We start from the raw sequence: 26,340 nt of genomic DNA on the forward strand, positions 1-26,340 counted from the left end.
GCATCGTCTAATCCGTGATGCAGGTCTCACTACCCCCGAACGGGGGTGTGGACGACCGAAGGGACGAGCAGGTGACGGCAGATGCGGTGGGGGCGGTGGAGATCGGTGGTGCGCTGGCCCGGCTGCGGCGCGCGACGGGGCTCCCCGTCGCGTTCGGCGGCCTGGTGGAGTCCGGCCGGCCGCGGATCCGCATCAGCGAGCTGAGCGGCACGACCACGGCCGCGCTGCGCTCGCTCGCGGTGACCTCCGGCAACGGGCTCGGCGGCAAGGCGGTGGCGCTGGCCCGGCCGTGCGCGGTGCCGGACTACTCCCGTTCGCGGCAGATCAGCCACGAGTACGACGTGCCGGTGGCCGCCGAGGGCATTCGCGCGGTGCTCGCGGTGCCGGTCGTGGTCCGGCGCCGGGTGCGCGGGGTGCTGTACGGTGCGCTGCGCTCGGCCCGGCCGTTCGGCGACCGCACGCTGGACGCGGCGATGGCGGTGGCGCGGGACGTGGAGCAGGCGCTGGTGGTGCGGGACGAGGCGCGGGGGCTGCTGGCGGCGGCCCGGCCGGAGCCTGCCGCCGCCGGCGAGGGCGCCGCCTGGGAACAGGTGCGCGAGGCGCACGCGGCGCTGCGGGCCCTGGCGCCCCGGATCGGTGATCCTGGTGTACGGGCCGAACTGCTGGCGGCGTGCGGGCTGCTGACCGCGCCGCCACGAGCCGGGGGCGTGACCCTGGCGCCACGCGAGCTCGACGTGTTGTCCTGGGTGGCGGCGGGTGCCACCAACGCGGCGGTGGCCGAGCGGCTGGGCATCGGCCCGGAGACGGTCAAGGGGTATATGCGTTCGGCGATGCGGAAGCTGGGCGCGCACACACGAGGGGAGGCGGTGACCGCGGCCCGCAGGGCGGGACTGCTGCCGTAGCGCGAAGGCGGTGAGGAAACCTTCCCATTCATCCGGTGTCGCTTTGAATTTCCCTCTGCTTGACCGTTTGTTATTTCCCTCACCACGGCTTCCGTCCGAATTTCAAGGATCGTTGCCTAGAATTTGGCCCGGACACGACACGAGGGGAGCGGTGACCGTGCGACGGGACTTCCAGGAGCCTGCCAAGTGCCGCCCCGACCTGGTCATCGGCCGCGAGGAGCTGTTCGCCGGCGGCCGGGAGCAACTCGCCTCGGGGGGCAGCGTGCTGCTCCACGGTCCCGCCGGAATAGGGAAATCCACCGTCCTGCGGGCATTGGCAGAGGAATACGGCGCCACCGCGCGCACCGTGTTGCGCTGCTCGGCGACCGAGTCCGAATCCCACCTTCCGTTCCTCGCCCTCGCCGACCTCCTCGGTCTGGTCCTCGACGACGTGTCCGGGCGCCTGCCCGCCGCCCAGCGCACCGCCCTGGAGTCGGCGCTCACCGGCCGCGGCGAGTCCAGCCTCCAGCGCGACGGACTCGCCCTGCGCCTGGCGGTGCTCTCCGCGCTGCGCGCGCTCGCCGCGCACGGCCCGGTGCTCGTGGTCGCCGACGACCTCCAGTGGCTGGACCCGGCCAGCGCCGAACTCCTCGGCTTCGCCGCCCGGCGCCTGGAGGGCACCCCCGTGCAACTGCTGTGCGCGGTCCGCACGGAGGGACCGGAGAGCCAGGAGTACGACCGCCATCTGCGCGCCTGCCCGCCGGGCACCCTCGCGGTCCGGCTCGGCCCGCTCTCCCGCGCCCAGGTAGCCCAGCTGCTCGACCACCGTGGCCACGGCGGCCTGCCCCGGTCCACGGTCCGCGAGATCCACCGCACCAGCGGCGGCAACCCGCTGTTCGCCCTGGAACTCGGCCGCGCCCTCGCCGACAGCCCCACCCCGCCCCGGCCGGGCGAGCCGCTGCCGGTGCCCACCTCGCTGCGCGCCCTGGTCCTCAGCCGTCTGGACATGCTCTCAGTGGAGGCCCGCCGCACCCTGCTGGTGGCCAGCGCCGGTGCCCGCCCGACCTCGGCGCTGCTGCACGCGGCCGGCCGGGACAACGCCGAGGCCGAGTGCGCCCAGGCCGCCGAACTCGGGCTGCTGGCCACCGAGCCGGACGCCCCGGCCGTACGGTTCGCGCACCCGCTGATATCGGCCGCGCTGTACGCGGAGGCGCCCGCGCACGAACGGCGGGCCGCGCACGCGGCACTGTCCACCGCCGCCTCCGACCCGATCGAACGGGCCCGGCACCTGGCCCTCGCCACCACCGGCGCCGACCCCGAGGTCGCCGCCCGGCTCGCCGAGGCCGCGACCCTCGCCCGGGACCGCGGGGCGCCGTCGGTCGCCGCCCAGCTGGGGCTGCTCGCCGCCCGGCACACCCCCGCCGACGGCACCCCGAGCCAGGAGGAGCGCCGGCTCATCGCCGCCGAGGACGCCATCACCGCCGGCGAGGTCGACCTGGCCCGGGACATCGCCCGGGAGGTGCTGATCCGGGCGACCGTGCCCGCCGACCGGGTGCGGGCCTGGATCGTCGTCATCGACACCGCCGGCCACACGATGGCCGAGGTCGACGCCGTCTTCCCGCAGGCCCTCGCCGACGCCGGCGACGACCCGCGGCTGCTGGCCCTGGTCCACTACCAGCTGGCCTGGCGGGCGCTGATCGTGGAGGGCGACTTCACCGAGGCCCGGGCCGCCGCCGCGCACGCCGCCGAACTGGCCGCGCGCGGCACGGACCGGCGCACCGAGCTGCTCGCCCTCGCCTTCCAGGCACAGACCGAGACCCTGATGGGCCATCCGGACGCGCCCCGCACCATCAGGCGGGCCCTGCGGCAGCCGCAGGACCCCCGGGTGGCCTGGCATCACAACGGCGCGGGCAGCGCCCGGTTCCGCTGGCTGGTCATGGGCGACCAGCTGGCCGAGGCCCGCACCACGGTCACCGCGCTGCTGCGCGAGGTCCGCCGGCGCGGCTCGGTGGAGAGCGAGGTGCACTTCCTGCGCGGCCTCGCCGAGACCGAACTTCGCGCCGGGCACTGCGGCCGCGCCCTCGACCTGGCCCGGGAGAGCCTGCGGCTGGCCCGGGACTCGGGCATCGGCGAGACCGCCTCGGCGATGCTCACCTCGCTCGCGGAGGCCTCCGGCGGCGACGTGGACCGGGCGCTGGTACTCGCCCGGGAAGCGGTGCAGCACGCCGAGGGGGACGGCGACCAGATGTACCTCTCCCGGGCGCTGGGCGCCCTCGGGTACGCACAGCTGGTGGCCGGCGACCCGGCCGGCACCGTGCGCTCGCTGCGCCGGGTGCGCAGCCTGGAGCTGGGGCTCGGCATCACCGACCCGGCCCGGGGCCGCTGGCAGGGCGATCTCGCCGAGGCGCTCGTCCGGATCGGTGAACCCGCCGAGGCGCAGGACGTCATCGACACCAGCCGGGAGCACGCGCTGCGCCTGGGCCGGGAGAGCGTACTGGCCGTGCTCGACCGGTCCGAGGCGCTGGTCCGCGCCGCCCAGGGCGACCTGGACGCCGCCCTCGCCCAGCTGACGTCCGCTCAGGACCGGCTCGGCAAGCTCGGCTACGGCCTGGAGGAGGCGCGGGCCGCGTTCGCGCTGGCCCGGCTGCGGTGCAGGCACACCGCCGAAGGGGTGCGCCGGTGGCGGGAGCCCGAGCGCACGGAGGTCCGCAGGGCCGAGCACGGCCGGGCTCCCGCCACCGGCCCGGTCGCCCCGGAGACCCGGGCGAACACGGCCTCGGCGGCCGTCGACGAGGCCACCCGGCTGTTCCGCCGCTGCCGGGCGCTGCCCTGGCTGCGCCAAGTGGAGGAAGTCCTCGCCGCCCCCGAGCCGGAGCCCGTGCCGGCCGTGCCGGCGGCACTGGACGCCCTGGACTCGCTCGCCGCGATGGAGCGTCAGGTCGCCGCGCTGGTCATGGAAGGCGCCACCAACCGGGAGATCGCGGCCCGGCTGTTCATCAGCGTGAAGACGGTGGAGGCGACCCTGACCCGGGTCTACCGCAAGCTGGGGATCCGATCGCGGGTGGACATCGTCCGATTGGCGGCAGGTCGGCGGGCACACTGAGCGCCGCTCTTGTTAACTGAACCGGACCGAGGGTTTTCCCTCACCCAACCCCCTAGGGGGTTCCCTCATTGGGAGCCAAGGGTGCCGGGTCCTAGCGTAAAGGGCGTGCCGCTCGCCCGGGCACATGGGGGTCGGTCCCGCGACCCCCATGCATCACCCCCCACACCCGCGCGATCCCCCACCGGTGCAACCCCCACTGAGGAGACTCATGTTCGGGCCCAGACGTGCCAGAAAGACCGCCGCGACGCTGGTGGCCACCGCCGCCGCAGCGGCGACCGCGCTGCTCGCCTCCCCCACGGCGAGCGCCGCCCCCCAGCCCATCGTCGGCGGTACGACCACCACGACGACCGCGTATCCGTTCATGATGCAGATCACGGACGCGTCCCAGAACCAGTTCTGCGGCGGCACCCTGGTGGCGCCCAAGAAGGTCGTGACGGCCGCACACTGCATGGTCGGGGAGAGCACGAGCAGCGTCCGCGTGGTCGGCGGCCGGACGTACCTGAACGGCACCAACGGCACGGTGAGCCGGGTCAGCAAGATCTGGGTCAACCCCGACTACACGGACGCCACGAACGGCGACGACGTGGCCGTGCTGACCCTCTCGACGTCGATGCCGTACACCACGGCGAAGTACGTCTCCTCCTCCCAGACGGGCGTCTACGCGGCCGGCACCACGGCCCGGATCCTCGGCTGGGGCACCACCTCGGAGAACGGCGGCTCCTCCAACCAGCTGCGGACCGCGACCGTCCCGGTCGTCTCCGACTCCAGCTGCCGTTCCTCCTACGGTTCGGACTTCGTCCAGTCCGACATGGTTTGCGCCGGATACACGTCCGGTGGCGTTGACACCTGCCAGGGCGACAGCGGCGGTCCCCTGATCATCGGGGGCGTCCTGGCAGGGATCACTTCCTGGGGCGAGGGGTGCGCGGAGGCGGGTTACCCGGGTGTCTACACCCGGCTGACCGCCTTCTCGGACCTGGTGACCGCACAGGTCAACTCGTGACCCGGAGGATTTCCCGAGTACCCCTCGGGTGACGGCCAGGGGGCGTTGCGGGCCACCACGAGCGGCCCGCAACGCCCCCGATCCAATGTCCGGGCCACCGCGGCCTCCCGGCCGGAGGCGAGGCCCGGTCGGGTGTGGTCGCCGGTCCGCCCGTCGGCCGGCCTCACCGTGCGGCGACGTCCCCGAACCGGATGTCGTACGACGCCTCCGGGTGCAGCACGCGCAGCATCCGCTCCCCCTCCTCGGTCACCGCCTCGCGCTGGGCCCTCGTCGGCTCGCCGAACGGTTCGACGACCAGGACGCCGGGGTCGAGCCTCCACAGACCCGCCAGGAAACCGTCGACCAGCAGGGTGCGGTACGCCTGGTTGCCCCGCCAGTTGCGGCCGTGCAGAGCGGGCGGTATCACACGGGTGCGGTCCGCGTGGGAGAGCAGCAGGTTGTCGAACTCGGGCAGGAAGCGCGGCGGGGCCGGGGTGGCGGGGTCGGGGCGCGGGGCGTCCGGGAGGTCGAAGAGTTCCACGCCGTTCGGGTCGCGGAAGGTCAGCAGCCGGGGGCGCAGCCGTTCGAAGACGGCCCGCAGGCGGGTGAGGCCGGCCCAGGTCTGCATGTCCCGCACGGAGGCGGGGCCGAAGGCGGCGAGGTAGCGCAGGACCACGGACTCGGGTTCCGCGGGCGTCCCTGCGGGCCGGCCCAGCCAGTGCTCGGCGGTGGTGAGGGCGGCCTGTCCGCTCTTCTCCCACAGGCCGCGCGGGGTCACCTGGACGAGCGGGAGCGTGCAGCGGGCGGCGACGGCGAGGGCCCGCGGGTCGGCGTCCGGCCACTCGGCCCCCAGCGCCTCGCGCAGCTGGGCCAGGGTGCGCGGGGCGGCCTCGACCAGTTCGCGGGCGACGGCCGCGAGCCGGTCCAGGTCGACTCCGGTCAGCCCCTTGCGGAAGTTCCCCAGTTCGCGGTCGCGGGCCGGCTGGGCCAACGGGCCCAGCGCGAGGCAGTCGTCGGCGGTGTGGGTGTGGATCGTGGAGCGGAAAGTGACGATCCGGGCCACTTCCCGGCGGGCCATGAGCGCGGAGAGCCGCTCCGGCGCGAAACCGTCCAGGCGCGCGGCGAGGGCGTAGTACGGGGGGTTGGTGTTCTGTGCCTGGAGGCCGACGAGATGACCGACGGCGTCCCGGGCGGACCGCGTGGAGCGGTGCAGCAGGAGCTGACGGGCCAGGGTGGCGCGGTTCAGGGCGCGGACGTCCAGCACCGGGGCGGTCGTGGCGCTCGTCGTGTCACCGGCGGGTGAACTGCTGCGCCGCGCGCTGCTCTTGGTCATGGCCGCACGCTAACGCCACCGGGGTCTCGTTCGGATCACGCCGGGCTCGCGGGCCCCGGCACCGTGGCCTGATCCGGCCTGGTGCGAACGAAAGACCCCGGCGGACAGTGGCTGTGCGCGACTCCCGCCGAGCGCCGCTCCGCGGGCCGGGCGACCGGGCCCCGGCCGGCGGGGGCAGGCGGTGGACCGTTCAGAACAGGGCCGTCACGCCCTGCTGGATCGCCGTCACGTCCGCGGCGAGCGCCGCGGTCATGTGGACGCCGGGGGCGATGTAGCCGAGCCAGCGCAGCAGGACGTTGCGGCGGGGCTCGTCGCGGGTGAGTTCCGCCCGCACCTGCTCGGCGGCCTCGATCAGCCCCGCCCCGTCCTCGTAGCTGTCCTCGTCGCGGCGCAGCTCGTCGAGCAGCAGGTCCACGGCGGTGCGCAGTTCGGCGACGGCCGCCGCGTGCTCGGCCGGCGTCACGGCGGCGGTCACGGTGGCGTGGCCGAGGGCGACCGTGCTCCGCTCGATCCGCACGTCCCGGCCGGCCTGGATACCGCTGTTGTGCCGCCCTGCGGCGGGGGCCTCGTGCGGCGCGTCGTCCGGCATCACGTCACCTCGGTCGAGCGGGCTGCGGGCCGCTGCGCTGGCCGCCGCCTCCGGTGCCCACGCTGGAGCGCTGGATGGAGATGTCGCGGCCCGCGAAGAGGCCGGAGTTGTAGATGCTGGTCTGCCGTTGGATCAGGTCGCTGGTGTCGATGTTGTGGTCCTCGAGGAACTGCACGAGGGCGTCCAGGACCCGGTGCTCGATCGTCTTGACGTACAACTCCCGGTCCAGCGACTGGAAGTACCGGTGGAAGGTCCAGTCACTCGCCTCCTCCCTGAGGCTGAACTCGGCGCCGTAGTTGAAGGAGCGCAGGCGGATCGCGCGGTCCTGGCGGCGTTGTGCGCGGTGCCTGCCGAGCGTGCCGCAGAGGTCTCCGAGGATGGCGAAGGGCGCGCACACCAACTGGACGGGTGTGCACACAGCCGCCTCCGTGATCAGCCCGCACCACTGCCGGAAGGTCGGCGAGTCCAGCTGTCTGTCGACGGTCCGGTACCTCTCCGGCACGGGCGTGAGCAGGCAGTTGCTGCCCTCGATGAACGCCGTGTCGTTGTCGGAGAGCAGCGCGCACCGCAGGAACAGCGTGCTGACCAGTTCACCGCTCCAGCCGGTCACACGGATCGCCAGATAGGGCCGCGCCCGGCCGCTGCTGTCCTTGCGCAGGTCGCGCAGGAGGGCGTCCGAGACCTGCGCCCCGGGTGGTCCCGCGAGGTTCCGCAGCACCTCGGCGCGGGTGCGGTCGTCGATGCCGAGCAGCAGGTCGGCCCCGTTGACCAGGAGCACGTCACCGATGTCCATCCCGGGCAGTCTGAGCGCGGCCACCCGGGCGGAGACATGGGCGTAGAGCTCGTGGACGGTGAACGGGACGACCTGCTTGCCGGTCTCGGGGCGTCCGGTGTTCAGGGCGAACGACCAGGTCCGGTAGGTCAGTCCATGGCCGACGAAGGGCTCGAAACGCGAAGAGACGACGACGTTGCCACGGTCCCGCAGTTCGATCGCCTCGAGGCGCGCGGCGTCCGTGGCCTTCGCGGGGCGGGGGGCCCGACGGGGGTCGAAATTCTCCCGTTTCAGCTGCCGGGAGACGATCCGGTACTGCACGGACAGTATCTCGGTGGCCACGATCACCCAGCCGACGAGCAGGCCCAGGACCAGGGAGAGGCCGAAGGTGAACGGCATGGTGATCAGGATGGCGAGCAGGAGGAGGACCATGAGGACGTCCTGCCGCCGCTGCCTGTCGTGAGCGGCCAGGGCGTGCCGCAGCACGCAGCCGAGGTCCACGCCGGGCGAGGAGGCCACGGCGCGGCGCGGCTCGTGCACGATGCGGGACACCGCCTTGCGGGCGAGCCTGTGGTCGGTGTGCATCGCGACGCACAGGTACCGGGTGACGTCGTAGGAGAAGGGAAGGCGTGCTCCCGCCGGGGGCGCCGGCTGCGGTATGCCCTGGAGGGGAGCCTGTGCCCGCGCCGGGTCGGGCGGGGGCCGGACGGGCCGCGGGGGAACGGGCGGGCGGCCTCGGGATGCGCCGCCCCGTGGATCGGTGGACGGGTCCATCACTACCGCCTAGGGGATTTTCGTTCAATTGCGGCGCAGGTTCGGTGACGCGCCGTGTGTGATCGTCAGATCGCCCAGGACCGCACCCATTTTACTCCGGTTGCCCCTCTTCCACCCGTCTTCGGCTCCCGCGGACCCGAGGTCCGCGGGAGGTTGAAGAATTTACGACGTGCGGTCGCACACCGAGGGGAGCCAGGTCAGGCCCCGGGTGTCGCTGAGGGTGTCCAGGGAGCGCAGCAGGGTGTCCAAGTGGTCCGGGTGGGCGAGGAATTCGATCGTCGCCTCGGCGAAGGCGTCGCGCACCGCGGGCGGCATGGCGTCGGAGGCATCGAAGCAGTGTGCCGTCCGCTCGTCGCGGAGGGCGAGCGCGAGCGAGCGGTGCCAGGCGGAGCCGGAGCCGCCGGAGGCGGGCCCGACGCCGGAGTGGACGGAGAACCCGGACTCTTCGGCGGTCCAGGCGCGTTGGACGTCGGCGGAGGCCAGGTGGCGGATCAGTTTCCTGGCCTGCGGGGTGTCGTGCAGCAGGGCCACCAGGTCGCCGGAGACCTCCCAGGCGCGGGTGGTGGGGGCTCCGAAGATCAGCTGTGCGGAGGGGGCGTAGCGGCCGTCGGCGTGCTGCCATGCGGGCTGGTTGCGGATGAACGACGCCTGGTGCTCCAGCGTGCAGCCCCGCGGGGTCGCGGCGACCGGGTCCGAGGCCGACTGGTACGGGTTCTTCAGGGCCCGCCGGACCAGGTCCGGGTCGCCGCCTGCGCCGACCAGGTCGCGCCAGGTGGTCCACGCCTCCTTCACCTGTTTCGACTGCCAGGGCAGATCGCCGCGCGCCCACCGCTCGTAGACGTCCGGGCCGTACCGCTGGAGGAGGATGTCCTCGATCCAGTCGGTGCCGGGCCAGCCGCTGGTGGCGCCGGAGCCCATGCCGAGGCACCACTGGTCGGGCCGGTGGGCCGCCTGGCGGCGCTGCCGGGCGCCGACGTCGGCCGGGTACCAGACGATGCTCTTCAGGTCGGCCTTGAGCGGGAACCAGTACACGTGCCCGTCCGCCAGCGGGGTGGCCCAGGAGGTCCCGAAGTCCTCGCGGGCCACCAGGCCGTCGAGGGACACGAGGTGTTTCCGGCGGGCGTACTCGGCGAGTTCGCCGGGACCGGTGAGCACCACCACGTCGGGCGGTGTCCCCGCCTCGACGTCGGCGCCGAGCACCTGGCTCTCGGCGTTGCTGCCCTGGTAGTCGACGTGGATGTGGTACTTCCGCTCGAACGGCTCGATGACCGCCTGGCGGAAGTGCTGCTCGTCCTCGCCGGTCCAGTTGGCCAGCAGGGTGACGGTCGGCTCCTGCCCGAGGGCGCGTACGCCCACCACGACGGCCGCCGCGAGGAGCGCCAGGCAGCTCGCCACCACGGTGACGGTGCGGGCCAGGCGGCGGGGGGAGCGCGGCCGGATTCCGGGGGCGGCCGCCGGGGGGCCGCCGGGGTGCGCGCTCACCGGGGCCTGAACCGGTAGTCGTCGATGTGCCGCCGCAGGCCCGTCTCGGCCAGTGCCATGAGCAGGACGCCTCCTATCAGGATCCACACCGCCGCCGCTGCGCGGAAGCCGGTGCCGGCCAGGTACGAGGCGGTGTGCCGCCCCGCTTCGGGGATCTGCCGCCCGGGCAGCGGGCGGTCGAGCAGGGTACGGGTGTCCGCCATCCCCTGGTGGGTCCACACGGTGAACAGCGCGGCGACACCGGCACCGGCGAGCAGCACGAGGAGCGCGGCGAGGAGTTGGCGGTTGTAGCGGCGCCGGAAGCGGTGGCGCAGGAAGCGCTGGGTCTCCAGCAGCGCCGCGGTCAGGACGAGGGTGAGCAGCAGGGTCGCGCTCCAGGCGAGCCACAGCAGCGGGCCGAAGGACGTCTGCCGGTTCACCGCGGCACGCTGCTGCCGTTGCAGGGCCTTCAGGCGGGCCTGTATCCCGGAGCCCCGCTCCGTCAGGATGCTGGTGGCGTAGCTGAGGTACGCCTCGCGCAGCACGCTTCCGTCGGGCTGGAGCTGGGACTGCTGGACCTTGACGGAGTAGACGGTGATCAGGCCGGCGACCGTCTGAAGGGCCTGCCGGCCCGCCGGCCCGCCGATGTCGTCGTCGGCCGCGGCGGCCGCGAGGCTCTGCGCGGCGACGGAGATCTGTTTCTGGAAGTCGCTGGTCGGGGCCGGTGCGCCGGCGTCCTGCTGGGCCTGGCCGAGCGCGTAGAGCGCGGTGTCGAGGGAGAGGACGGCCGGGGCGCTGGAGGTGCGCAGCGGGTTCGCGTCACCGTGCACGCCCTGGTACGACACGAACAGGGACAGGGTGAGCAGGGCCGACAGGGTCAGCAGCAGGCGGTGCCGGACGGCCAGGTCGCGGGCGGTCGTGCTGCCGCCCTCCTCCGGGCGCGGGCCGGCCCCGGAGAGCCGGTCGGCCAGCCGGGCGAGCCGGCCGGGCCACCGGCCGGGGCCGCGGCGGTCCGCGGGGTGCGCCCCCGGGTTCGGCACGGAGGGCGCGCGGGCGGGCGTGCCCGCGCCGGAAGCGGTGCCGTGACCGGACGCGGTGCCGTGACCGGACGCGGTGCCGTGACCGGACGCGGTGCCGTGGCCGGATGGGGTGCCGTGGCCGGATGGGGTGCCGTGGCCGGCGCTGGTGTGGTGGCCGGCGCCCTCCCGGGACGCGCCCTCCCGGGACCCGGCGCCGTGGCCGGCGGAGGTGCCGTGGCCGGCTCCCTGCCGGGACGTGGCACCGTGGCCGGCGCCCTGCCCGGACGCGGCACCGCTGGCGCCGCCCCGCCCGGGGGCCGTACCGCTGTTGTCGCCGCCCTGCCCGGGGCGCGGGTCTCTGCCGTTGGTCATGCGGACGGCTCCCTCAGCGGCCGACCGCAGTCGCCGCCGCAGTAGACGGAGTCGGCCGGGCCGAGCCACGTGCAGTACGGGCACTCGACGAGCCCGTCGGGACGGACGGGGACGGCCGGACCGGCGGCGGAGCCGGGCGGAGAGGCGGCTGCGTCCGCGGACGGCCCGAGGGCCCCGGCACCCGTCCGCGCGGAGGCCCCGGCACCCGTCCGCGCGGAGGCCCCGGCGCCGGTCCGCGCGGAGGGCCGCGGCCCGCCCGGCAGCGCGGCCGGTGCTACGGGCTCCGGCGGGGTCGTCAGGGCGCTGGAGAGGATCAGGTGCTGCCAGTCGACGTCCTTGAGGCCGGAGCGGATCCGCCCGCTGCCCGGTGTGTCCTCGATCAGCCGGAGCGCGCCGAGCAGCTGGGCGTCGCCCAGTTCGGCGGCCAGCGCGAGCGCCCGGGCGAGTTCGGGGTCCGCCGTGTCCCGGCCGTCCGTGCCGCGCAGCCAGGCCCGGTAGGCCTTGGCGACGGCGGCGCTCGCCTGCTGGTACAGCTCGTGCCGGCGGACCCCGGGATAGCGCCGGGAGGCGTCGAGCGGGTTGTCGGTCCAGCGCACCAGGATGGGGCGCGGCGCGGGCAGCCGCACCGGACGCCTTACGTCGGGTACGACGATCTCCACGGCCGCCAGCTGGAGGTCCTCGCCCCTCTCCCGGCCGGCCGGGTCGGCGGTCAGGACGACCTGGAAGTGCCGCACCTCGTCGCCCCAGGCACGGGTGACGTACTCCGCGGCGCGCCCGCCGGGGCCCGCCGGGACGGGCTGGAGTTCCTGCTCGTTCGGCACCACCTGCTTGACCTGGCGGATCACCGTGCCCGGGGTGGGGGTCAGCCTGATCCGCAGCTCGGGCACCGAGGTGCCGAGCAGACCGGCCATCAATTCCTCGTAGGCCGCGGTGAGTTCCGACTCCACACGGACGGCTCGGGCGCGGCCGTGCAGCCGCCGGGTGATGTTCAGCAGCAGTTCGGCGTCCCAGTCGTCGCCGATCCCCCAGGCGTCGCAGACGAACTGGCCCGCACAGGCGTCGAGGACGGCTTCCAGCGGCCGGCTGGACCGGACGTCGTGCTCGTTGCGCCCGTCGGTGAGCAGCAGGACGTGTTTGACCGGCGCGGGCTGGTCCTTGAGCAGCCGCCGGGCGAGTTCGAGCCAGGCGCCGATGGCGGTGCCGCCGTCCGCGTCCAGGATGCGCACGGCACGCTCCGCGGCCTCGCGTTCGCCGGGCCCGGCGACGGCGAGCACCCGGTGGCCGGGCCCGGGGTGGACCACGGAGGCGTCGAACCGGCCGGAGAGCACGGCGAAGGCGGTGCCGTCGGGCAGCATCCGGACCGCCGCGACGGTGGCGTCCTTGGCCGCGTGCAGTTTCGCCGCCGGATGGAGCATGGAGCGGGAGGTGTCGACGATCAGCACCTCGGCGAGCGCGGGCCCGGTGCCGGGCGCGAGCGCCCCGGCGTGCTCCACGCCCTCCGGGCTGCGGACCCCGATCTCCAGGATGGCGTGCATCTCCCGGTCGGTGTGCCGCCCGGCCGCGTCCGGCACGGCGGGCAGGTCCTTCTGCTGACCGACTGCGAGTGTCACCTCGGTCTCCTCGGCCATGGTCATCGCTGCCTCTTCCCCGGGTTCGTGGGTGTGGTCAGAAGGTGGTCATCGGCCGGACCGCGTGGGCCAGGTCGAGCAGCCGGCCGTGCTCCCCGGCGGTGCCGGCCTGCGCGGCCAGCTGCCGGAAGGAGTGCTCCAGGCGGGTGCGCAGGCCGTCCTCGTCCCCGGGTCCGAGCAGGTCGCCGGCCGGGAAGTCCGGCCCCCAGCCCTGCGCCGGCCGGCTGTGCAGGGCGTTGTCACGGACCTCGGCGACCAGCCGGGCCCGGGACTCGCCGTCCGCCGCGCCGCCGTCCAGCCGCAGACCGGGCAGCCGCCGGGCCGCGTCCCGCAGGCCGGCCGGGGTGGGCGGGCTGCCGTGCAGGACGCCGGCGCGGACGCGTACGGCCGCGATGCGGGCGGCGTCGTGGTGCCGGGAGGTGGCGGGGACCTCGTCGAGGACGTGGACGGCGGCGTCCCGGTCGCCGCGGGCCAGGTGTCCGCGGGCCAGGCCGAAGGCGGCGGCGGTGTGCGCGGAGTCCCGTCTCCAGACGGCCTCGTAGTAGCGCATGGCCCGGGCCGGGCGTGCGCCGTCGGTGTGTTCGGCGCAGTAGCCGAGGGCCAGCTTGGGCACGTACTCGCCGGGCAGGGCCTGGTAGACGGCGTCGAAGCGGGCGCCGGCCAGGTCCACCTCGCCCTTGCTGAGGTGCAGGACGCCGCGGTGCCAGGCGATGCGCCAGTCGTGGGCGGCGGCGCGTTCGCCGAGCTGGGTCTCGGCCTCGGCGAGCCAGCTCTCCGCGGCCTGCTGCTCGCCCTTCCTGAGGTAGGCGCGGCACAGCCACAGCGCGGTCTCGGGGGTGCCGAGGCGGGATTCGCGGGGCCACTGCCGGGCGACCCGGTCGGGGGCGTCGGGCGGGAAGGAGTCCAGCAGCAGGGCGGCGCCGTCGTCGGGGTCGGGGACCGGCTCGGGCAGGGCGCCGGCCACCTCGGCGGCGGCGGGCGGGGAGACGTCGAGGCCGGCGGGCCGCCCGGCGGGGCGTCCGGTCCAGTGGTCCAGGGCGGGGATCGCGCCGAGGCCGGCGTCGAGGCGGGCGCCGGACGCGCGGAACCGGGTGGAGGCCTCCGGCAGTTGCTCGCCGAACTGGAGCGAGCGGAACTCCCGCAGGACCTCCCAGAGCTGGCGGGACATCTCGGCGGCCGAGCGGTACCGGGCCCGGGGTTCGGCGTGGGTGGCACGGGCGACGACGCGGCGGAAGGAGTCGGGGGCGAGGCCGCGGGCGGTTTCGGTGCCGCGGGCCAGGGCCTGGAGGGTCATGCCGACGGTGTAGAGGTCGCTGTCGACGTGCCAGCCCCGTTGGTCGATCTCGTCCTTGGGCGGGGCGAAGCCGGCCGTGTACACGTAGGCGGAGGTGCGGTCGCCGATGGCGCGGACGGCGCCGAGGTCGACGACCTTGACGGCCCGGCCGAAGTGGATGACGTTGGACGGCTTCATGTCGCAGTAGAGCAGGCCGCGTTCGTGCATGTACTGGAGGGCGCCGAGGATCTTGCAGCCGTAGGTGAGGACGTGGTCGAGGCGGGGGCGGCCGTGGAAGATCCGCTCGACGTCGTCGGCGTCGAAGAGCTGTTGCAGGGAGCGTCCGCCGATGTAGTCCATGACCAGGTAGCCGGTGGGCGTGCGGCCGGGGGCGCTGTGTTCGGCGTAGGTGATGATGCGGACGATGTCGGGGTGGTGCAGATCGGTGAGGGAGCGGCGCTCCTCCACGGCGGTGCGGCGGGCGAGCGCGTCGTGGACGTTGATCTGGCCCTTGAGGACGACGCGGTGGCCGTCGGCGCGGGTGTCCTCGGCGAGGTGTATCCAGCCCAGGCCGCCGTGGGCGAGGCAGCCGAGCACCTTGTAGTGGTCGGCGACGACCTCGCCCGTGACGAGCTGGGGCATCAGCGAGTAGGGCGTGCCGCAGCGGGGGCAGCGGCCGGTGGCGCGGGCGGGCTGGCCGCCGTAGCCGATGCCGATGGTCATGTCGCAGCCGTCGGCGCCGCAGCGGCGGCCGCCGGTGGGCAGGCGGGGGTCCTCGACGAGTACGTCGTCGGGGACGGGGACCTCGGGCAGGACGACCAGTCCGTGCTGGTCGAGTTCGCCGATTCCGGCGACGGCGTGCACGGCCGCCGGGCCGGGTGCCTCCTCGGCGGTGCCGGCCCGGGCCGCGGGCCTGTCCGGTGGTTCGGTGCGCGGCTCGGCGTGCCGGTGGCCGCAGGTGTCGCAGTAGCCGGTGCCCATGATGCGGCCCGCGCAGCCGGGCCGGACGCACGAGGTCATGACGCGCCCTCCTCTTCGTCCGGGGTGGCGGAGCAGAAGCCGACGAACCGCTCGACGGCGGCCTCGGCCCGTTCGATGTCGCAGGGGGTCTGCCGCAGCAGCGACACGGCTTCCTCGTAGAGCCGGTAGGCGGCCATGACCCGGTCGCCCTGTGTGGCCGCCCGTTGCCGGCACAGCGGCCACTCCGCGCCGATTCGGCCGAGGAGTTCTTCGCGGCGGCGCAGCCGGTCGTCGAGCATGCCGATGACCTCCTCCAGGCGCCGCCGGCGGCGGCCGACGGCGTCCTCGTAGGTGAACAGCTCGCCGGCGCGGCCGGGTTCGTGCTCGCGGTCGGGGGTGTGGGTGAACCAGGCGCGCAGCATCTGGCTGCGCCGGACTCCGGCTTCGGCCCGGTCGAGCAGGGGGCGTCCGCCGGGGCCGGGCTGCACGCGGTCCCGGCGGACGTCGAGTGCCGGGCCCAGCTCCTCGGTGATCCGGTCGAGTTCGGCGCGCAGCCGGGTCCAGCGGTCGCGCAGCGGCCGGTGGACGAGCAGCTCGGCGGTCCGGGCGGCCCGCTCGCCCGGGTGGCGGAACGCCAGCAGCAGCCGGGCGCCTTGCCCGGCGAGCCGGTCCAGCAGCCCGAGCAGGGCGTCGGGGTCGGCCGCCTGGTCCACGGCGACCAGCACGGCGGCGAGCGGGACGCGCAGGGCGCCGAGCCGTTCGGGCCGGGGGTCGTCGCGGATGCCGAGGCGTTCGGCGATCCGGTCCATGACCTCCCCGGCCGTCAGCCCCTTGACGTCCAGGGCGAGGTCGTGGCCGCCTGCGGGGGGCACGGTCTCGGGCGGGTCCTGGCTGACGGCGCTGGTGTTGCGGTGGGTGCGCAGCTCGCGGTCGGCGAGGGTGACGGCCCGCTGGAGGGTCCAGGCGCGGTCGCCGCGGTCGGGGACGACGGTGACGAGCACGGGCCAGCCCTCGCCCCGGAACCAGGAGGCGAGTTCGGTGGCGAAGGGGACGTCGAGCCGGCCGGGGGCGGCGCCGGTGCCGGTGCGCAGCCGGGGGTCGACGGCCTCGGCGCCGTCGGTCCAGGCGGCGGCCTGCGGCAGATGGCTGAGGATGGTCTCGGTGGGGCTCATGTAGCTGAAGGCGGAGCCCGGGCCCTCGTCGACGCTGAGGACGATGCCGATGACCTGGTCGGTGGCGTGGTCGACGACGCCGCCGCCGCTGAAGCCGGGGGCGGCGAGTTCGCCGGGGGTGGTCGGGCGCAGCTGCACCTGGCTGTCCCGGCCGCGGGCGGCGACCAGCGTGGCGCCGTGCCAGCGCCCGCCGTCGTCGCCGGCCGGGAAGCCGTACATGCTGACGGGGCCGTGGGGTGCGGCGAGCCGGTAGAGCCGTGTGGTGTGTTCGGCGGGCAGCGGTGCGGCCAGGCGCAGCAGGGCGAGGTCGCCGCTGCGGTCGCCGAGGTGCTCGCGCTGTGGCACGTGTTCGTCGGGGCGGACGGCGGCGGTCACGGCACCCAGGTCGGGAAAGGCGACCAGGCGGACGGTGTAGTGGTGACCCGGGCTGACGACGTGGCCGGCGGTGAGCACCCGTTGGGGTGCGAGCAGCACGCCCGCGCCGAGGACCAGGCCGTCCGGCGTCTCGATGCGCGCGATCCAGGCCGGTGTCCGTAATCGCGTTGTTCCGACTCGCTCCCCCGTGCGCGTCATGGTCCCGAGGTTACTCCGAGTACCGGTTCGGTACTACTGGTGTGCACGGGATCGTGGCCGGCCGGGCGATCACGGGCGGGCCGCGCGGGGAAGGGGGCGGCGTGGAGCGGGGCACGCCGGGAGCCGGGCCGCCCGGGGACTTCGACCACGCGAGGAGCCGGGCCACCCGAGGAGCCGGGCAGCGCGGGAGCGGGCCACACGGGAAGCCGGGCCGCCCGGGGACTTCGACCACGCGAGGAGCCGGGCCGCCCGGAGCGGACCACGCGGGAAGCCGGGCCGCACGGGGACTTCGACCACGCGAGGAGCCGGGCTACACGGGGAGTTGGGCCACGCGAGGAGCCGGGGAGCGCCGGGATCGGGCCACGCGGGGAGCTGGCGGCGCGGGAGCGGGCCACGCCGGGGCGGCCACGCTGGGGCCGGAGGGATTTACGGGGGCTCGCAGGGGCTCGGCGGTGGGGTGCCGGTGGCGCGGGCGGTGCCGGGTCAGGCGTTGCGCAGGGCCGTGACCACCTCGTCGTCGCTCAGTTGCCCGAAGTCGTCGTACCACTGGCCCACCGCGGCGAAAGCCGCAGGACGGTGCGGGCAGACGACCGTGTCGGCCTCGGTGCCGAGCGCGTCGAGGGAGTCCGGGGCGCCGACGGGTACGGCGAGGACGAGGTGGGCGGGCTCGCGACGCCGGATGTGGCGCAGGGCGGCACGGGCGGTGGCGCCGGTGGCGAGGCCGTCGTCGACCACGATGACCGTGCGGCCCTTCAGGTCCGGTGGCGGCCGGTCGCCGCGGTAGCGCCGCTCGCGGCGGCGCAGTTCCTCGCGCTCCCGGTCCACGGCCGGGGCGAGGGAGTCCTCGGTGAGGCCGAGGTGGCCGAGGCTGTCGGCGTCGAAGAGCGGCGGATCGTCCGCGGCGAGCGCACCGACGGCGAACTCCCGGTGGTGGGGGGCGCCGATCTTGCGGACGACGAGCACGTCGAGGGGGGCGCCGAGGGCCCGGGCGACGGGCTCGGCGACGGCGACCCCGCCGCGCGGCAGGGCGAGGACGACGACCGGGTCGGCGAGGTCGCCCCGCTCGCGCAGGTCGCTCAGCAGTCCGGCGAGTGCCCGGCCGGCTTCGGCGCGGTCCCGGAAGCGCATGGGTGGTCCTTCCGCCGGGGTGTCTCCGCCCCCTGCCTCCATGGTGCTCCCGCCCCGCGACCACTCCAGAGCATTCGAACAATTGGACTATACACGCAGTGTATAGTCCCGGCATGCCTCTACTGATCGACACGCCCCCGACGCCGGATCACGCGCCAAGGAAGATGCGCGGAACGGCCCGAAGGTTGCGCGGCTGGGCCCTCGCGTCCGCCGCGGCCTGCCTGACGCTCGCCCTCTCCGGCTGCGCCCAGGTCGACACGACGGCGCCGAGCACCGCGCGCGCCGAGGCGGCGGAGGGGGCGCACGGGGCCCCGGCCCGGTTCGGCACCGTCGACTGCCGCGAGGCGAAGTGCATCGCGCTCACCTTCGACGCGGGCCCCAGCGAGAACTCCGCACGGCTGCTCGACATCCTCAAGGAGAAGAAGGTCCCGGCCACCTTCTTCCTGCTCGGCAAGCGGCACATCGAGAAGTACCCGGAGCTGGTCAAGCGGATGGCGGCGGAGGGCCACGAGGTCGCGAGCCACACCTGGGACCACCAGATCCTCACCCGCATATCCGACGCGCAGATACGCGAGGAGCTGAAGCGGCCCAACGACGCGATCGAGCGGCTCACCGGGCGCAAGCCGACGCTGATGCGCCCGCCGCAGGGCCGCACCGACGCGAACGTCCACGAGATCTGCAAGGAGCTGGGCCTGGCGGAGGTGCTGTGGAGCGTGACCGCCAAGGACTACACGACCAACGACTCGGCGCTCATCACCAAGCGTGTCCTCGAGCAGTCCTCCCGGGACGGGATCATCCTGCTGCACGACATCTATCCCGGGACCGTGCCGGCCGTGCCCGGCATCATCGACGCGCTGAAGGCGCGCGGCTACGTCTTCGTGACGGTCCCTCAGCTGCTGGCGCCCGGCAAGGCCGAGCCCGGCAAGGTGTACCGCCCCTGACGGGGCCGCGCGCCGTATCCCTCAGAACACCACCGTCCAGCCTTCGCGAGCGGACTCGTCGCCGGTGTAGGAGACACCGTGCACCTTGAGTCCGGCGGCGTCGAGCAGCGTGATCTCACCGCCGTGGTTACCGAGTTGGACGTCGGTGGCGAGCGGCACGGTGAGGCAGGAACCGGCCGCGAGCGGGGCCGTGGCCGGGACCTGCGTCCCATGGCCGAGGCGGCCGACGACGCGCCAGCCGGTCAGGTCCACCGGGTCCGGCGAGGCGTTGAGGAGGGTCACCGTCTCCGCCTCGGGGGCGGGGCCCTTCGGGTTGACCAGCGCCGCGACGATCCGCACGGGCTGTGTGCCCGCCGCGGGCCGGGTGCCGTCCACCTCGTCCAGGGTGTGCCCGGTGGTGTCGTCGGTGTGCCAGGACTGGCTCTGGAAGGCCAGGAAGATGCCGACCCAGCGGGACTGCCCCGGGAAGTGCAGGAGGAGCCCGCCGTCCTGCCACACGCCGTCGTCGCCGCGGAACCGGTGGCTGTTGCCCTGGTTCATGTGGACGTCGTGCACGCCGTTGCCGGGCAGGAACCCGAACACCTTGTCCTTGATGCTGGGTTCGGGGCCGAAGCGGGCGCCGAAGAGGTACACCCGGGCGGCGGGGTCGTCGACGGCGCGCCGTACGTAGTGGTCGAGCAGGTCGGCGAGGTCGTTGTCGGGGCCCGCGACGTCCGGCGGGATGGGGCGCATCGTGGCCGGGTCGAAGAGGTTGCCCCGCACGAAGTCGAGGTTCGGTCCGCCGGGACCGGCCGGCAGGGTGTTCCAGCCGCCCGGCAGGTCCTCCAGACGGGCGGTCAGCGGGTGCCGGAAGTCGTCGGCGACCACGTAGAGCAGTTCGGAGGGGTGCTCCTGCGAGAGCACGTTGACCGCGGCCCGGTAATGGGTGCCGTGGTCGTCCACGAGGTGGATCTGGTAGTGCGGTGTCTCCCTCGCACCCTCGCGCCGGGTGTCGACGGCGCGGGCGAGCAGGACGCCGTAGGTCTTCAACGGCATAGGATCAACTCCCCCGGGAGGCGGGCGGAATGCCCGGCCCATGGCAGGAAGCCTAGGAGGAGGAGGGCCGTGGCGCCGCCCCGCGCACCGGCTGTTTCAGAATACGTCTCCTCGTGGACACCCGCTACGCGAGCGGGCCGAGGCGGATCGGTGACACGGGGCGGCGAACAGGCCGGTCACCGGCGCCCATTGCCTACGATCGTGCCGTGCCCGTCTTCACCCTCGAACGTACGGCCCCGCTTCCGCTCGACGAGGCGTGGCGCCGGCTCACGGAGTGGCCCCGCCACGCCGACGCGGTCCCGCTGACCCGGATCAGGGTGCTCACGCCCGCGCCGACCCGCGAGGGCACGCGCTTCGTGGCCCGCTCCGGCGTCGGCCCGCTCGCCCTGGACGACGTCATGGAGGTGACGGTCTGGCAGCCGCCGGCCGCCGGCGAGGGCGGCCTGTGCCGGCTGGAGAAACGGGGCCGGCTGATCCTCGGCTGGGCGGAGATCGAGGTCCGGCCGGGGCCCGGGGGCCGTAGCCGCGTGGTGTGGCGCGAGGAACTGCGGGTCCGCTTCCTGCCCCGTGCCTTCGACGGCGTACTGGAGCGAACGGCCCGCCTGATGTTCGGGCGGGCCGCGAACCGGCTGCTCGGGCGGCCCTGACCAGGTCCGGTGCCTCAGTCCTCGCGGCCCGTCACGGCGACCGTCACGCCCAGGCCCGCAGTACTCGCGGCCCGTCACGCCCAGGTCTCAGGCCTCACGGCCGTCACCGCGACCGTCACGCCCATGGCCACAGTGCTCGCGGCCCGTCACGCCCAGGTCTCAGGCCTCTGGCCCGTCACCGCGACCGTCACGCCAGGTCTCAGTCCCTGCGCCCCGTCACGGCGACCGTCACGCCCAGGCCGATCATCGTCAGCCCGCCCGCGCCGCCGATCGCGGCCAGCCGCCGGGGCGACCCGGCGAACCAGTCCCGGGCGGCGGAGGCGGCCAGTCCCCAGACGGCGTCGGAGACCACCGCGATGGCGTTGAAGACCAGCCCGAGCAGCAGCATCTGCGCCGGGACGTGCCCCTGCTCCCGGTCCACGAACTGCGGCAGTACGGCAGCGAAGAAGACCATCGTCTTGGGGTTGGCCACGCCGACCGCGAACCCCTCCCAGAGGGTGCGCAGGCCGCCGCGCGCCGCGCCGGACCCGGTGAACGCCTCCCCCGTCGAGCCGCGCCGCCGCCACGCCCTGACACCGAGGTGGACGAGGTAGGCGGCGCCCGCGAGCTTGAGGGCGGTGAAGACGAGGACGGAACGCTCGACGATCGAGCCGACGCCGAGCGCCACGGCCACGACGAGCAGATACGCGCCGAGCGTGTTGCCGACGACCGTGGTCAGCGCGGCGCGGCGGCCGTGGGCCAGGGCCCGTCCGATCACGAACAGCACGCTGGGGCCGGGCACCACGATCAGCAGCAAGGAGAGGACGGCGAAGGCCGCCAGCCGGTCGGGGGTAACCATGGCCCCATGCAAGCACGGGGGCGGCCCCGGCCGGCAACGGCTTTTCCGGCGCTCGCTCAGGCCACCGACCCGATCCGCCCCGCCGGCCGCACGGCCGTGTCGCGGTGGATGGGGGTGTGCGCGCCGGTCGGCGAGATCCCGCTGCCGCCGCGCCGGCCCGCGACGATCTCCGCCGCGATGGACAGCGCCGTCTCCTCGGGGGTACGGGCGCCGAGGTCCAGGCCGATCGGGGAACGCCGCCGGGCCGGCTCCAGCTCGGTGACGCCGACGGCGCGCAGGCGCTCGTTGCGGTCCGGTTCGGGGTGGGCGCCGAAGCCGTCGTACGACCCGTCGGGACGCACGAGGAGGGTCCGGCCCCGCAGCCGCGCCGGACCCTCGGCGATCCGCGCGACCGCCGCCGCCTCCCCACGGGCGGCGGCGGCCGGCGCGGTCGCGAACACCGGCCGGGCGGGACCGTCCGCCCGGACCGGCGTGACGAGGATGTCGATGACGCCGCCACAGGTGAGCCCGACGGCGAAGGCATCCTCGTCGCTGTACCCGAAGCGTTCGGGGACGGTCTCCCCGTCCCCGAGCGCCTGCCGGCACAGCTCGTACACGGCCCCCTCCACGCACCCGCCGCAGACCGAACCGGTCGCCGTGCCGTCGGCGTCCACCGCGCGGGCGGCGCCGGGCGGCCGCGGGGCGCTGCCTCCGACGGCCACCACGGTGGCGACGGCGAAGTCACGGCCCTGCCCGACCCACCGGTCGAGCCGCTCGGCGATGTCCGGCATCCGTCGGCCTCCTTGGCGAGTTCGCGGACGGGGCGGGGCGGCTAGTGCACGCCCAGCCAGCCCTCGATGGGATGGAGGGCGAAGTAGACGAGGAACACGACCGTGAGTCCCCACATGAAAGCGCCGATCTCGCGGGCCTTGCCCTGCCCCACCTTGATGGCGACGTAGGAGATGACGCCCGCGGCGACACCGGTGGTGATGGTGTACGTGAACGGCATCAGGACGACGGTCAGGAACACCGGGATGGCGGTGGCGCGGTCGGCCCAGTCCACGTGCCGGGCGTTCATCAGCATCATGGCGCCGATGACGACCAGGGCGGCGGAGGCGACCTCCTGCGGGACGATCGCGGTGACCGGGGTGAAGAACAGACAGGCCGCGAAGAACAGACCCGTCACGACGGAGGCCAGGCCCGTACGGGCACCTTCGCCCACGCCGGTGGCCGACTCGATGAACACCGTCTGGCCGGAGCCGCCCGCCACGCCGCCGATCGCGCCGCCGGCGCCGTCGATGAACAGCGCCTTGGACAGGCCCGGCATCCGGCCCTTGTCGTCGGCGAGGTTCGCCTCGGTGCCGACACCGATGATGGTGGCCATCGCGTCGAAGAACCCGGCGAGCACGAGGGTGAAGACGATCATGCCGACCGTCATCGCGCCGACCTGGCCCCAGCCGCCGAACTCGACCTTGCCGAAGAGTGAGAAGTCGGGCATCGAGACCGCGCTGCCGTGCAGTTCGGGGGCACCGTTGGCCCACTGCCTGGTGTCGATGACGCCGAGCCCGTTGAGGACGGCGGCGACGATCGTGCCCGAGACGATCCCGATGAGGATGGCTCCGGGGATGTTGCGGGCCTGGAGCATGAAGATCAGCAGCAGGGTCCCGGCGAAGAGCAGCACCGGCCAGCCGGCGAGTTCACCGGCGGGGCCGAGGGTGAGCGGGGTGGCCTTGCCCTGGTGCACGAAGCCGGCCTTGTAGAAGCCGATGAGGGCGATGAACAGGCCGATGCCCATGGTGATGCCGTGCTTGAGCGCGAGCGGGATCGCGTTCATGATCATCTCGCGCAGGCCGGTGACGACCAGCAGCATGATGATCACGCCGTACATCACGCACATGCCCATGGCCTGCGGCCAGGTCATCTCGGGGGCGACCTGTGAGGACAGGACGCCTGAGACCGAGAGGCCGGCGGCGAGGGCCAGCGGCACCTTGCCGACGAAGCCCATCAGCAACGTGGTGAAGGCCGCCGCGAACGCGGTCGCGGTGATCAGCGCCTTCTGGCCGAGCGTGTCCCCCGCCGCGTCCTTGCCGGACAGGATGAGGGGGTTGAGCAGGAGGATGTACGCCATCGCCATGAAGGTGGTGATGCCGCCGCGCACCTCTCGCGCGACCGTGGATCCTCTTCTGGATATGTGGAAGTACCGGTCGAGCCAGGACCGTCCGGCCGGGACGCGACTGCCGTCGCCGGCGTCCTCGGACGCGGTCCTGGGCTCCACTGACTGCTGGGTCATGGTGCCATCTCCCAAGGTTCAAAGGGGCACCCGCGTACCGACCTGACGGCCACGGGATTTGGGAATGGACGACCCGGGGGACGGCCCGAGACGAACGAATTTCCTGGTACTTCAAGGACCGCGAGCGGAGCGGCACTCAAAGGGGTTCCTCCGGGCGGCGCGGCGGAGTGTGTGACGTTCCCTGCGCCGCCCGGAGAGCTGGTGGTGTTACGCGGTTCCCGTGAGGTGCTCGGGCCGTACCGGAGTGCGGTCGAGCGCCAGTCCGGTCGCGTTCCGGATCGCCGCGAGGACGGCCGGAGTGGACGACAGGGTCGGGGCCTCGCCGACGCCGCGCAGCCCGTACGGGGCGTGCTCGTCGGCGAGTTCGAGCACGTCGACCGGGATGGTCGGCGTGTCGAGGATCGTGGGGATCAGGTAGTCCGTGAAGGACGGGTTCCTGACCTTGGCGGTCTTCGGGTCGACGATGATCTCCTCCATCACCGCCACGCCCAGGCCCTGGGTGGTACCGCCCTGGATCTGGCCGATGACGGAGAGCGGGTTGAGCGCCTTGCCGACGTCCTGGGCGCAGGCCAGTTCGATGACCTTGACCAGGCCGAGTTCGGTGTCGACCTCGACGACCGCGCGGTGGGCGGCGAAGGAGTACTGGACGTGTCCGTTGCCCTGGCCGGTGCGCAGGTCGAAGGCCTCGGTCGGCCGGTGCCGCCACTCCTCCTCGACCTCCACGGCCTCGTCCTCCAGGACGTCGGCCAGGTCGCCGAGGATCTCGCCGCCGTCGGTGACGACCTTGCCGCCCTCCAGGAGCAGTTCGGCGGTGGCCCACGCCGGGTGGTAGGAGCCGAACTTGCGGCGCCCGATCTCCAGGACCTTCTCGCGGACCAGTTCGCAGGCGTTCTTCACGGCGCCGCCGGTGACGTACGTCTGCCGGGAGGCCGAGGTGGAGCCCGCGGAACCGACCTGCGTGTCCGCCGGGTGGATCGTCACCCGGGTGACGCCCAGCTCGGTGCGGGCGATCTGCGCGTGGACGGTGACCCCGCCCTGGCCGACCTCCGCCATCGCGGTGTGCACGGTCGCGACCGGCTCGCCGCCCACGACCTCCATGCGCACCTTCGCGGTGGAGTAGTCGTCGAAACCCTCGGAGAAGCCGACGTTCTTGATGCCGACCGCGTACCCGACACCCCGTACGACGCCCTCGCCGTGCGTGGTGTTGGACAGACCGCCGGGCAGCTGGCGTACGTCGGCGCCCTCGCTGGACTCCCACTGGCGCTCCGGCGGGAGCGGCATCGCCTTGACCCGGCGCAGCAGTTCGGCGACCGGGGCCGGGGAGTCGACGGGCTGGCCCGTCGGCATGAGGGTCCCCTGCTCCATCGCGTTCAGCCGCCGGAACTCCACCGGGTCCATGCCCAGCTTCTTCGCCAGCTTGTCCATCTGCGCCTCGTAGGCGAAGCACGCCTGGACCGCACCGAAGCCGCGCATGGCGCCGCAGGGCGGGTTGTTGGTGTAGAGGGCGATGGCCTCGATGTCGACGTCGTCGACGACGTACGGGCCGGCCGACAGCGAGGAGGCGTTGCCGACGACCGCCGGGGAGGCGGAGGCGTAGGCGCCGCCGTCCAGGACGATCCTGCACTTCATGTGCGTGAGCTTGCCGTCCTTGGTGGCGCCGTGCTCGTAGTGGAGCTTCGCCGGGTGGCGGTGGACGTGCCCGAAGAAGGACTCGAAGCGGTTGTAGACGATCTTCACCGGCTTGCCGGTGCGCAGCGCCAGCAGACAGGCGTGGATCTGCATCGACAGGTCCTCGCGGCCGCCGAACGCGCCGCCGACGCCGGACAGCGTCATCCGCACCTTCTTCTCGGGCAGGCCGAGGACGGGCGCGATCTGGCGCAGGTCGGAGTGGAGCCACTGGGTGGCGATGTAGAGGTGGACGCCGCCGTCCTCCTCGGGCACGGCGAGGCCGGACTCGGGGCCGAGGAAGGCCTGGTCCTGCATGCCGAAGGTGTACTCGCCCTCGACGATGACGTCGGCCCGCCGACGGGCCTCGTCCACGTTGCCGCGGACGATCGGCTGGCGGTGCACGATGTTCGGGTGCGGGACGTGGCCGATGTGGTGGTCGTCGCGGTTCTCGTGGACGAGGACCGCGTCCGGCGCGACGGCCGACTTCTCGTCGGTGATCACCGGGAGTTCGCGGTACTCGACCTTGATCTTCGCGGCGGCGCGGCGGGCCGTCTCCGGGTGGTCGGCGGCGACGAGCGCGACCGGCTCGCCGTGGTGGCGTACCTTGCCGTGGGCGAGGACCGGGGTGTCCTGGATCTCCAGGCCGTAGTTCCTCACGTCGGTTGGCAGGTCGTCGTACGTCAGGACGGCGTAGACGCCGGGCGTCGCGAGGGCCTCGCCGGTGTCGATCGACACGATCTCGGCGTGTGCGACCGTGGAGCGCAGGATCTGGCCCCACAGCATGTCCTCGTGCCACATGTCCGACGAGTACGCGAACTCGCCGGTGACCTTGAGGGTGCCGTCCGGGCGGAGCGTGGACTCGCCGATGCCGCCCTTGGTCCGCGAGCCCTGCGTGATCTTCGTGGGAGCGCCTTCGGCCTGCATG

The 26,340-nt window shown here is 74.0% G+C and carries 19 protein-coding genes; 5 read left to right on the forward strand and 14 right to left on the reverse strand.

From position 1 onward, the window contains the following. Positions 1–71 precede the first annotated feature (71 nt). From JK361_RS02915 to JK361_RS02925, 3 genes are all read left to right on the forward strand, one after another. Positions 72–902, forward strand: a complete 831-nt coding sequence (locus JK361_RS02915) for a helix-turn-helix transcriptional regulator (protein ID WP_201814002.1) — start codon at positions 72–74, stop codon at positions 900–902. 151 nt (positions 903–1,053) lie between these two features. After that, positions 1,054–3,984, forward strand: coding sequence for a helix-turn-helix transcriptional regulator (locus JK361_RS02920; RefSeq protein WP_201814003.1), 2,931 nt, complete (start codon positions 1,054–1,056; stop codon positions 3,982–3,984). A 208-nt stretch (positions 3,985–4,192) separates the two neighbouring features. Further along, positions 4,193–4,984, forward strand: a complete 792-nt coding sequence (locus JK361_RS02925; protein ID WP_201814004.1) for a S1 family peptidase — start codon at positions 4,193–4,195, stop codon at positions 4,982–4,984. Between the two features lie 163 nt (positions 4,985–5,147). On the opposite strand, the gene JK361_RS02930 is transcribed toward JK361_RS02925, so the two are convergent. The 9 genes from JK361_RS02930 to JK361_RS02970 all read right to left on the reverse strand — a co-directional run bounded on the left by JK361_RS02930 (position 5,148) and on the right by JK361_RS02970 (position 18,017). After that, on the reverse strand, positions 5,148–6,296 hold the full coding sequence (locus JK361_RS02930) for a winged helix DNA-binding domain-containing protein (RefSeq protein WP_201814005.1): 1,149 nt from the start codon (positions 6,294–6,296) through the stop codon (positions 5,148–5,150). 190 nt (positions 6,297–6,486) lie between these two features. Next, a complete protein-coding gene (locus tag JK361_RS02935; RefSeq protein WP_201814006.1) occupies positions 6,487–6,885 on the reverse strand; it encodes a hypothetical protein in 399 nt (132 codons plus the stop codon). Positions 6,886–6,889: 4 nt separating this feature from the next. Continuing rightward, the gene (locus JK361_RS02940; RefSeq protein ID WP_236052331.1) at positions 6,890–8,242 is read right to left on the reverse strand and encodes an AbeC-like domain-containing protein; all 1,353 of its coding nucleotides are present in this window, start codon (positions 8,240–8,242) and stop codon (positions 6,890–6,892) included. 351 nt (positions 8,243–8,593) lie between these two features. Next, positions 8,594–9,913, reverse strand: coding sequence for an ABC transporter substrate-binding protein (locus JK361_RS02945; RefSeq protein ID WP_201814007.1), 1,320 nt, complete (start codon positions 9,911–9,913; stop codon positions 8,594–8,596). Continuing rightward, entirely contained in the window at positions 9,910–11,283 is a 1,374-nt protein-coding gene (locus tag JK361_RS02950; RefSeq protein ID WP_236052332.1) for a GlnX family signal transduction membrane protein, read from the reverse strand. The genes JK361_RS02945 and JK361_RS02950 overlap by 4 nt, the downstream gene beginning before the upstream one ends. Beyond that, positions 11,280–12,917: a vWA domain-containing protein gene (locus JK361_RS02955; RefSeq protein ID WP_201814008.1), complete on the reverse strand. Its 1,638-nt coding sequence runs from the start codon at positions 12,915–12,917 to the stop codon at positions 11,280–11,282. Before JK361_RS02955 ends, JK361_RS02950 begins: the two co-directional genes overlap by 4 nt. A 31-nt stretch (positions 12,918–12,948) precedes the next feature. After that, on the reverse strand, positions 12,949–15,204 hold the full coding sequence (locus JK361_RS02960) for a serine/threonine-protein kinase (protein WP_201814009.1): 2,256 nt from the start codon (positions 15,202–15,204) through the stop codon (positions 12,949–12,951). Beyond that, on the reverse strand, positions 15,201–16,889 hold the full coding sequence (locus JK361_RS02965; protein ID WP_201814010.1) for a trypsin-like peptidase domain-containing protein: 1,689 nt from the start codon (positions 16,887–16,889) through the stop codon (positions 15,201–15,203). The genes JK361_RS02960 and JK361_RS02965 overlap by 4 nt, the downstream gene beginning before the upstream one ends. Positions 16,890–17,372: 483 nt before the next feature. Next, on the reverse strand, positions 17,373–18,017 hold the full coding sequence (locus tag JK361_RS02970; RefSeq protein WP_201814011.1) for a phosphoribosyltransferase: 645 nt from the start codon (positions 18,015–18,017) through the stop codon (positions 17,373–17,375). A 164-nt stretch (positions 18,018–18,181) separates the two neighbouring features. Here JK361_RS02970 and JK361_RS02975 point away from each other — a divergent pair, with 164 nt between their 5' ends. Continuing rightward, positions 18,182–18,958, forward strand: a complete 777-nt coding sequence (locus JK361_RS02975; RefSeq protein ID WP_201814245.1) for a polysaccharide deacetylase family protein — start codon at positions 18,182–18,184, stop codon at positions 18,956–18,958. 21 nt (positions 18,959–18,979) lie between these two features. Here JK361_RS02975 and JK361_RS02980 read toward each other — a convergent pair whose 3' ends face one another. Beyond that, complete coding sequence (locus JK361_RS02980) at positions 18,980–19,993, reverse strand: DUF2278 family protein (protein ID WP_201814012.1); 1,014 nt, start codon at positions 19,991–19,993, stop codon at positions 18,980–18,982. Positions 19,994–20,199: 206 nt separating this feature from the next. On the opposite strand from JK361_RS02980, the gene JK361_RS02985 reads away from it, so the two are divergent. After that, on the forward strand, positions 20,200–20,640 hold the full coding sequence (locus tag JK361_RS02985) for an SRPBCC family protein (protein WP_201814013.1): 441 nt from the start codon (positions 20,200–20,202) through the stop codon (positions 20,638–20,640). A gap of 199 nt (positions 20,641–20,839) precedes the next feature. Here JK361_RS02985 and JK361_RS02990 read toward each other — a convergent pair whose 3' ends face one another. The 4 genes from JK361_RS02990 to JK361_RS03005 all read right to left on the reverse strand — a co-directional run bounded on the left by JK361_RS02990 (position 20,840) and on the right by JK361_RS03005 (position 26,339). Continuing rightward, a complete protein-coding gene (locus tag JK361_RS02990; protein ID WP_201814014.1) occupies positions 20,840–21,478 on the reverse strand; it encodes a LysE family translocator in 639 nt (212 codons plus the stop codon). A 56-nt stretch (positions 21,479–21,534) separates the two neighbouring features. Next, complete coding sequence (locus tag JK361_RS02995; RefSeq protein ID WP_201814015.1) at positions 21,535–22,248, reverse strand: XdhC family protein; 714 nt, start codon at positions 22,246–22,248, stop codon at positions 21,535–21,537. Positions 22,249–22,289: 41 nt separating this feature from the next. Continuing rightward, complete coding sequence (locus JK361_RS03000) at positions 22,290–23,747, reverse strand: NCS2 family permease (RefSeq protein ID WP_201814016.1); 1,458 nt, start codon at positions 23,745–23,747, stop codon at positions 22,290–22,292. A 207-nt stretch (positions 23,748–23,954) separates the two neighbouring features. Next, positions 23,955–26,339: a xanthine dehydrogenase family protein molybdopterin-binding subunit gene (locus tag JK361_RS03005; protein WP_201814017.1), complete on the reverse strand. Its 2,385-nt coding sequence runs from the start codon at positions 26,337–26,339 to the stop codon at positions 23,955–23,957. Position 26,340: the final 1 nt, after the last annotated feature.

The organism is Streptomyces musisoli (assembly GCF_016741855.1).
Taxonomy (GTDB): domain Bacteria; phylum Actinomycetota; class Actinomycetes; order Streptomycetales; family Streptomycetaceae; genus Streptomyces; species Streptomyces musisoli.

What these genes read in the sequence shown, in the direction of transcription:
- JK361_RS02925 (WP_201814004.1), top strand. Translation starts at nt 4,193, where the DNA reads ATGTTCGGGCCCAGACGTGCCAGAAAGACCGCCGCGACGCTGGTGGCC.
- JK361_RS02930 (WP_201814005.1), bottom strand. Translation starts at nt 6,296, where the DNA reads ATGACCAAGAGCAGCGCGCGGCGCAGCAGTTCACCCGCCGGTGACACG.
- JK361_RS02935 (WP_201814006.1), bottom strand. Translation starts at nt 6,885, where the DNA reads ATGCCGGACGACGCGCCGCACGAGGCCCCCGCCGCAGGGCGGCACAAC.
- JK361_RS02940 (WP_236052331.1), bottom strand. Translation starts at nt 8,242, where the DNA reads ATGCACACCGACCACAGGCTCGCCCGCAAGGCGGTGTCCCGCATCGTG.
- JK361_RS02950 (WP_236052332.1), bottom strand. Translation starts at nt 11,283, where the DNA reads ATGACCAACGGCAGAGACCCGCGCCCCGGGCAGGGCGGCGACAACAGC.
- JK361_RS02955 (WP_201814008.1), bottom strand. Translation starts at nt 12,917, where the DNA reads ATGACCATGGCCGAGGAGACCGAGGTGACACTCGCAGTCGGTCAGCAG.
- JK361_RS02960 (WP_201814009.1), bottom strand. Translation starts at nt 15,204, where the DNA reads ATGACCTCGTGCGTCCGGCCCGGCTGCGCGGGCCGCATCATGGGCACC.
- JK361_RS02965 (WP_201814010.1), bottom strand. Translation starts at nt 16,889, where the DNA reads ATGACGCGCACGGGGGAGCGAGTCGGAACAACGCGATTACGGACACCG.
- JK361_RS02970 (WP_201814011.1), bottom strand. Translation starts at nt 18,017, where the DNA reads ATGCGCTTCCGGGACCGCGCCGAAGCCGGCCGGGCACTCGCCGGACTG.
- JK361_RS02975 (WP_201814245.1), top strand. Translation starts at nt 18,182, where the DNA reads ATGCGCGGAACGGCCCGAAGGTTGCGCGGCTGGGCCCTCGCGTCCGCC.
- JK361_RS02980 (WP_201814012.1), bottom strand. Translation starts at nt 19,993, where the DNA reads ATGCCGTTGAAGACCTACGGCGTCCTGCTCGCCCGCGCCGTCGACACC.
- JK361_RS02990 (WP_201814014.1), bottom strand. Translation starts at nt 21,478, where the DNA reads ATGGTTACCCCCGACCGGCTGGCGGCCTTCGCCGTCCTCTCCTTGCTG.
- JK361_RS02995 (WP_201814015.1), bottom strand. Translation starts at nt 22,248, where the DNA reads ATGCCGGACATCGCCGAGCGGCTCGACCGGTGGGTCGGGCAGGGCCGT.
- JK361_RS03000 (WP_201814016.1), bottom strand. Translation starts at nt 23,747, where the DNA reads ATGACCCAGCAGTCAGTGGAGCCCAGGACCGCGTCCGAGGACGCCGGC.
- JK361_RS03005 (WP_201814017.1), bottom strand. Translation starts at nt 26,339, where the DNA reads ATGCAGGCCGAAGGCGCTCCCACGAAGATCACGCAGGGCTCGCGGACC.